General features: G+C 66.4%; 7 protein-coding genes. All 7 read right to left on the reverse strand.

Going from position 1 to position 6,469, the window contains the following annotated elements; translation table 11 throughout:
• Nucleotides 1-719, reverse strand: a 719-nt coding sequence (gene nadC / locus H926_RS0111750) for a carboxylating nicotinate-nucleotide diphosphorylase (RefSeq protein WP_022676478.1), incomplete at its 3' end; no start/stop codon positions are given.
• Nucleotides 720-820: 101 nt separating this feature from the next.
• Nucleotides 821-1,618 carry a LytTR family DNA-binding domain-containing protein gene (locus H926_RS0111755; RefSeq protein ID WP_022676479.1) on the reverse strand — a complete coding sequence of 266 codons (798 nt, stop codon included), beginning with the start codon at nucleotides 1,616-1,618 and terminating at the stop codon, nucleotides 821-823.
• A gap of 103 nt (nucleotides 1,619-1,721) precedes the next feature.
• Complete coding sequence (locus tag H926_RS27065; RefSeq protein ID WP_043609233.1) at nucleotides 1,722-2,900, reverse strand: sensor histidine kinase; 1,179 nt, start codon at nucleotides 2,898-2,900, stop codon at nucleotides 1,722-1,724.
• A 12-nt stretch (nucleotides 2,901-2,912) separates the two neighbouring features.
• Nucleotides 2,913-3,947: a hypothetical protein gene (locus H926_RS27070; protein WP_022676481.1), complete on the reverse strand. Its 1,035-nt coding sequence runs from the start codon at nucleotides 3,945-3,947 to the stop codon at nucleotides 2,913-2,915.
• Nucleotides 3,944-4,774: a DsbA family protein gene (locus H926_RS0111770; RefSeq protein WP_022676482.1), complete on the reverse strand. Its 831-nt coding sequence runs from the start codon at nucleotides 4,772-4,774 to the stop codon at nucleotides 3,944-3,946. The genes H926_RS27070 and H926_RS0111770 overlap by 4 nt, the downstream gene beginning before the upstream one ends.
• 4 nt (nucleotides 4,775-4,778) lie before the next feature.
• The gene (locus H926_RS0111775; RefSeq protein ID WP_051146346.1) at nucleotides 4,779-6,092 is read right to left on the reverse strand and encodes a M48 family metalloprotease; all 1,314 of its coding nucleotides are present in this window, start codon (nucleotides 6,090-6,092) and stop codon (nucleotides 4,779-4,781) included.
• A 77-nt stretch (nucleotides 6,093-6,169) separates the two neighbouring features.
• Nucleotides 6,170-6,469: S9 family peptidase (locus tag H926_RS0111780; RefSeq protein WP_028657908.1), on the reverse strand; the 300-nt coding region annotated here is incomplete at its 5' end.

Raw genomic sequence — 6,469 nt, forward strand, 5'->3', positions numbered from 1 at the left:
CCGGCCACCAGCGCCACGGCCTGGCGCAGCATGTCTGGCCCCATGTTGTCGAGCAGCAGGCGCGTCGCCCCCGCCGCCAGCGCCGGTTCGATCTGGTCGAGGTGGTCCACCTCGCAGATCACGTCGGCCACGCCGGCGGCCAAGGCGCGGCGCACCGCTTCGGCCACGCCGCCGGCCACCAGCACGTGGTTGTCCTTGATCATCGCCGCATCCCACAGGCCCATACGGTGGTTGTGCCCGCCGCCGGTGCGCACGGCATATTTTTCCAGGTGGCGAAAGCCGGGGATGGTCTTGCGCGTATCGAGCAGGCGCGCCCGCGTCTGCCCCATGGCATCGACATACTGCCGCGTCAGCGTGGCCACCCCAGAAAGGTGCTGCACGGTATTGAGCGCAGAGCGTTCCGCCGTCAGCATGGCGCGGGCGTTGCCGGCGAGGCACATCAGCGCCGTGCCCGGTTCCACGCGGGTGCCTTCGTCCACCAGGATAGTGATATCGACCGATGGATCGAGCGCGCGGAAGAACGCGGCCGCAATCGGCAGTCCGCACACCGTGATGGCATCGCGGCTGTCCATCACCCCGGCAAAGCGCGCCTCGGCCGGGATCACGCTTTCGCTGGTGACATCATGACCACCGCCCGGCAGCCCCAGGCCCAGATCTTCCTCAAGCGTGGCGCGGACAAAGGCGGCGAGGTCGAAACCCGGAATGGCAAAATCGGTCATGGCGCGGCTTTACCGACTGGGCGCGGAGGTGCCAATCGGAATTGGCCGATCGGGCATGCGGGACGTGCCGGGCTGGCGCTTGGCACAGCCCGGCATGGCCGTCAGTGGACGAAGCGGGCCACCACGTCGCGATAGGAGCGGCTCACCTTCACCTCGGCGCCGGATTCCAGCACCAGGAAGCATTCGCCATTGGTATGCGGGCGCACCTGGCGCACCTGATCGAGGTTGACGATCTTGGAGCGGTGGACACGCTGGAACCCCCGCGGGTCGAGCCGGCGTTCGAGATCCTTCATCGTTTCGCGCAGGATCAGCGAATTGTCGCCGGTGTAGATGCACATATAGTCGCCGGCAGCCTCGATGCGCTCGATCGTGTCGACATCGACGCGGAAAATCTGGCCGCGATCCTTGATGTTGATCAGCTTTTCAAAACGGCCTGCGGCCACTTCGCCATCGTCTTCCAGTTCGGGCATGGCGTCGGGCGCCACTTCGGCCAGCACGTTCTTGAGCTTTTCCACTTCTTCCAGCCCGCGCTTTTCGGCCATGCGCGTGCGCGCCCGGTCAAGCGCATCGGCCAGGCGGTCTTCCTCCACCGGCTTGAGCAGGTAGTCCACGGCATTCGCCTCGAACGCCTTGAGCGCGTGTTCGGAATAGGCGGTGACGAAGACGAAGAGCGGCGGATCGATTTCCATCACGCCCTTGACCACGCTGAACCCGTCAAAGCCGGGCATCTGGATATCGAGAAAGACCAGGTCGGGCTTTTCGGTCTTGATCTTGCGGATCGCCTCGCGTCCGTTGGAACAGGTGTCGATCACCTCGACATCGGGGAAGGCCTGGAGACGCAGCTGGAGGCCCTGGATGGCGAGTTTCTCGTCGTCGACGAGGATCGTGCGGATGGTCATTTGCTACCTTTGCCTGGAGCGTCTGCCCTGTTGTGGTTTTTTTGCCCCCGCGTGACAAATGCGACAAGCCCGAAAAGTTCCCGAGGCATGCCCACCTGCGTCGTCATGCCCGTGCCAGCCGGTTGCCCGGTTGGGCGAGCGTGGCGGGCTCCTCCTTCGCTTCGAACGGCAGTTCGATGGTTACGGCAAAGCCACCTTCGGGGCGGTTGCCCACCTCGAAGCGCTGCTGGCTGCCATAGGCCTGCGCCAGGCGATCACGAATGTTGGGCAGGCCTACGCCCGTGGAAACCGGGTATCCCGGCGCGGATGGGCTATCGGCAGAGTCGGTTTGCACACCGAACAGCGTTGATGGATCGGTGCCCGCTGGCAAGCCCGGCCCGGTGTCCGACACGGTGACCCGCAGCATGGGGCCGACGAGTTGCGCCGCGATGGTGATCTGGGCGCCGTCTTCCAGCGCGCTGACCGCATACTTGATGGCGTTCTCCACCAGTGGCTGCAGCAGCAGCGAGGGCATCAGCGCCGACCGCGCAGCGTCATCGATGCGAAACTCGGTCCGTAGCCGCTCTTCAAAGCGCATCAACTCGATATCGAGGTAGAGCTTGAGCGTCTCCACTTCCTGCGCCACCGTCACCCGGCCGGTTGGCTCGTTGATCAGGGTATAGCGTAGGAAGGCAGAAAGCCGGGTCAGCATGGCATTGGCCGGCTCGGTCTGCTTCAGCAGTACCAGCGTGGAAATCGAATTGAGCGTGTTGAACAGGAAATGCGGGTTGAGCTGGTAGCGCAGCATGGCCAGCTGGGCCGACGTCGCCTGCGCTTCCAGATAGAGCAACTGGTCGTTCTGCTCTTCCACCTGGATATAGAAATTGATCGCGTAATAGAGCGCCGACCATGCCCCCAGCAGCGTCAGGTCGATATAGAACACGCCCAGGAACAGCTGGGCAAAGCCGGCGTCGCTGCCCGGGCGGTAGAGGCTGATTACCCAGGCATCGATGAAGGCATAGAGCCCCACGGCCACGGCCAGGACTAGCGCGGTGGCACCCCAGGTGATGATCGGGCGCCGGTTGATCAGCGCGCGATAGATCACCGAGAGGATCGACGAGATCGAAAAGCCGGTGATCGAGGCGATCAGCACGATCAGCAGGAACGACCAGGGCTGGGCATTGGCCAGGCTGGACATGGCGCGCAGCAACATGGCGCCGCCCCAGCCAACGAACTGGAGCCGCCAGAAGGCGCGGTTCTTGTTGCCGAAGAACGGCGTGGGGCGAAGCGGCAGCATGGCCATGACCATCGCGTTCTAGCGCCTTGGCGCGCCGGGCGCCATGGGTGCCTTGTCCACAACACCGGCCGGTTGCGGCATTGGCGGGGCGCCATCCTCGCGGCGGAACAGGCGTGGCCAATCGGCCTTGACGCCATGGTGGGTGGCGGCCTGCATCGTCGCGATCTCTGCCGCCATGGTACGCACGCGGGTGCGCCAGCTGCCATGATCGGGCGAGGCGAAGAACAGGATTTCATAGCGCGGGCCGATGCGCCGCATCCATGCCATGGCGGCGGCCGGATCATAGCCGGCGTTTTGCAGCAGCCACACCGACAGGCGATCGGCCTCGCGCTCGGTCTTGCGGGCGCTGCCGCCGTGTTCCAGCCAGGTCTGGTGATCGAGCACGGCATGGGCCAGTTCGTGCGCGGTCAGCGCGGCGATCTCGGCCTCGTCCCACTTGGCCACTTCGGCCATGGGCCGGCCGATGCGCACCGTATCGCGGTTGGCGCCGGCATTGCCCTTGCTGTCATCCATCAGGAAGCGCACCTGGCACACCGGCTCGCCGGCAATCGTCAGGCGCTGCCCGCCGGCGAGGCCGAGCGTGACCCGGCCATCGCGCGCGGCATCGCGCTCTAGCGCATCCTGCAGCGCAAACAGCCGGTCCCACTTGCCTTGCCGTGGCACCGGCAGGCTCGATACCGCCAGCGCTTCGACACTCTCTACCGTGGCATTGAGTGGCAGGCCCGCGCGTGCCGCCGGGCCATCGCTTGCCATCGCGCCCACGCCAATATCGCCGGCGAGGCCATAGACCTGCCGCGCCAGCGCCGGATCATCGAACGTGCGCACATCCTGCAGCATCACGCCGATGCCCGGCGCCACGCGCGCGCAATAGAGCGCATTGGCGCGAGCGAGCTTCCAGCCGATGCTCTGCACCGTCACGTCATTGCGCTGGATCTCGTCAACCGGCTGCAGGGGAGCAGGCTGGGCCATAGTGGGTTGGGCCAGCGCGGGCTGTGCCGTGGCGATGGCAAGCAGCAGCGGCACCAGGCCACCTGCCTGGCGCCACCCGATCATGCGCCTTGCGCCTTGTCGCCGCTGCGCGCGGCGTCGATCGCCTGTTGCAGCCGTTCCTTGCCGACCGCACCGCTCAGCAACTGGTCGCCGGCCACCCAGGCGGGCGTGCCGCTCACGCCCAGCTGGCGCGCGAGATCGAGATTGCGCTGCAGTTCTTTCATCGTGCCAGGCTGCGCGGCAAAGGCAGCCGCCGCCGTGGTATCGAGCCCGGCCTTGCCGGCGGCAAGCGCGATGCTGTCGGGGCTGGGCCGCTCGCCGCTGAACATCGCCTTGTGGAACTGCGGATATTTGCCCTGCGCGGCGGCGGCGAGGCCCATGCGCGCGGCTGGCACGCTCTGCGCCGAAATGATCGGCAACTCGCGCACCACGACCTTGAGATCGGGATTGGCGGCCACCAGCGCTTCCACGTCAGCCACGCTGCCGCGGCAATAGGTGCAGGCAAAGTCGGTGAATTCCACCAGCGTCACGCGGCCCTGCGGGTTGCCCAGCACGGCCCCGGGAAACGGCGTTTCCAGCGCGCCGCGCAAGGGCGCCACGCGGCTCGATGCCTCGCGCGCTTCCAGGCGGGCGGCGGCATCGCTGAGGATTTCGGGATGATCGAGCAAGGTCTGGCGCACCAGTCCTTCCAGTGCCTTGCGTTCCTTGCCGTCGATGCCGGCATCGGCCAGGGCCTTGGTCAGCTGCGCTTCGTCAAGCTGGGCCGTTTCCGTCTGGGCCACGGCATCACGGTGGCCGCTCGAGGCCACCCACCAGGCGAGGGCGGCAGCCACGGCTGCCACCAGGACCAGCAGAACCACGAACGAACGGCGTTGGGCAGGCGCTGTCATCGGCTTACTTCTTCTTCCTTTGCCGTTCCATCATCGCCTGGGCCGACATGGCAATATCCTGCGCGCGCAGCCAGTCGGGCGTGCCCTTGGGCAGGCCGTCCTCGGCCGCCTGGGCGCTGCGTGCTGCCTCGGGCAACTGCATCTGCATCAACTGCTGCTCGGCACTGGCCAGGCGGGCGCGGGGGGTATCCCCTTCGGCCTCGTAGACCACGCCAAGCTGATACCATGCAAACGGATTTTCGCGGTCCTTGGCTACCGCCGCCTTGAGCACGCGCTCCGCTTCGGCAAAGTTGGCCTTGTCCTCGGTGGCGAGCAGGGCGTGGCCAAAGGTGGTGGCGATCAGCGGGTTGTTGCCAGTCAACTGCGTGGCGCGGCGCAGGGGCGGGATGGCATCGGCCGGCTGGCCGGATTCGAGCAGCACCTGGCCCTTGAGTTCCAGCGCATAGGGATCATCGGGCAGTTGCTTGAGCATGGCGTCCACTTCGGCCAGCGCTTTGTCCATCAGCGCTTCCTTGTGATAGGCATAGGCGCGCGCGTAGTGGGCCGGGGCATCCTGCAGGTAATCGGGAAAGGCGCGCAGCGTGTCCTGCGGCTCTGCCAGATAGCCATAGAGCTTGGCCTTCACGCGCAGGAAGCGGGCCTGCAGCTGCGGGTCCATCGGCGTATTCCAGGCCGGATCGTGCTCGTAGACATCCTGAAGATAGGTCAGGCGGTCGGCCGTCATCGGGTGGGTGGAATAGAACTCCGCATCGGCATTGCGGGTAAAGCCATAGCGGAATTCCTGATTCTGCAGCTTCTTGAAGAAATCCAGCGACCCGCGCCCGGAAATCCCCGCCTTGGACAGGAACTGCGCACCGGCAGCATCGGCTTGCGATTCCTGCGCGCGGCTGAAGGAGAGGTAGCTGCCCAGCGCCGCCTGTTGCCCCGCCATGAACACGCCCAGGCCCGCGTCGGCCGAACCGGCGGCAGCGGCCAGGCCACCGAGCAGCAGCGACAGCAGGGTAATGCCGGTGGCCGGCTTTGACCCGGCGGTGCTGATCACGTGGCCGCCGGTGATATGGCCCAATTCGTGTGCCACCACGCCTTGCACTTCGTTGATATTGTCGGCCGCGCCCAGCAGCCCGGAATGGATATAGACCGCCTGCCCGCCGGCCACGAAGGCGTTGATCGAGCCATCGTTGAGCAGGATGATATCGACATTGCGCGGATCGAGCCCGGCCGCCTTGATCAGCGGGGCCGACATGTCGCGGAACAGCGCCTCGGTCTCCGCGTCGCGCAGCACCTCTTGCGCCATGACCGGTTGCACGGTCAGCGCCATGGCCACGACGGCCGAACACAGCGCAGCCAAGGGTCGGCGCAGACGGGAGGAAATGAGGGCGGGCTTCACGATACCGGTTATTGTGGCGCGGAATGAACCGATGGTGAAGCGCAAACCGTGCTGATGAACGCGGTTACGGCAGCAAGGGGCCGACCTTCGCGCGCGAAGGGGCGGGCAAAGGCCATGATCATCCTCTCGTGGTCGATCCCGTCCAGCACCTGCGCCTGCGTCGGCTGGCCGGCGCTGGTCATCGCGGCGGCCAGGGCCAGGCTGTTGCGCGGGCGCACGCGGGTATCCTGCGCGCCGTGCAGCAGCAGCAGCGGCGGCGCCCCAGCGCGGGCATGGGTGATCGGCTGGGGTTGCGCCAGATCGGCGCA

Origin of the sequence: Novosphingobium sp. B-7 (assembly GCF_000410615.1) — a bacterium.
Taxonomy (GTDB): Bacteria; Pseudomonadota; Alphaproteobacteria; order Sphingomonadales; family Sphingomonadaceae; genus Novosphingobium; species Novosphingobium capsulatum.

Coding starts and splice junctions, on each gene's coding strand:
- H926_RS0111755 (WP_022676479.1), bottom strand. CDS start 1,618: ATGACCATCCGCACGATCCTCGTCGACGACGAGAAACTCGCCATCCAG.
- H926_RS27065 (WP_043609233.1), bottom strand. CDS start 2,900: ATGGCCATGCTGCCGCTTCGCCCCACGCCGTTCTTCGGCAACAAGAAC.
- H926_RS27070 (WP_022676481.1), bottom strand. CDS start 3,947: ATGATCGGGTGGCGCCAGGCAGGTGGCCTGGTGCCGCTGCTGCTTGCC.
- H926_RS0111770 (WP_022676482.1), bottom strand. CDS start 4,774: ATGACAGCGCCTGCCCAACGCCGTTCGTTCGTGGTTCTGCTGGTCCTG.
- H926_RS0111775 (WP_051146346.1), bottom strand. CDS start 6,092: ATGGCGCTGACCGTGCAACCGGTCATGGCGCAAGAGGTGCTGCGCGAC.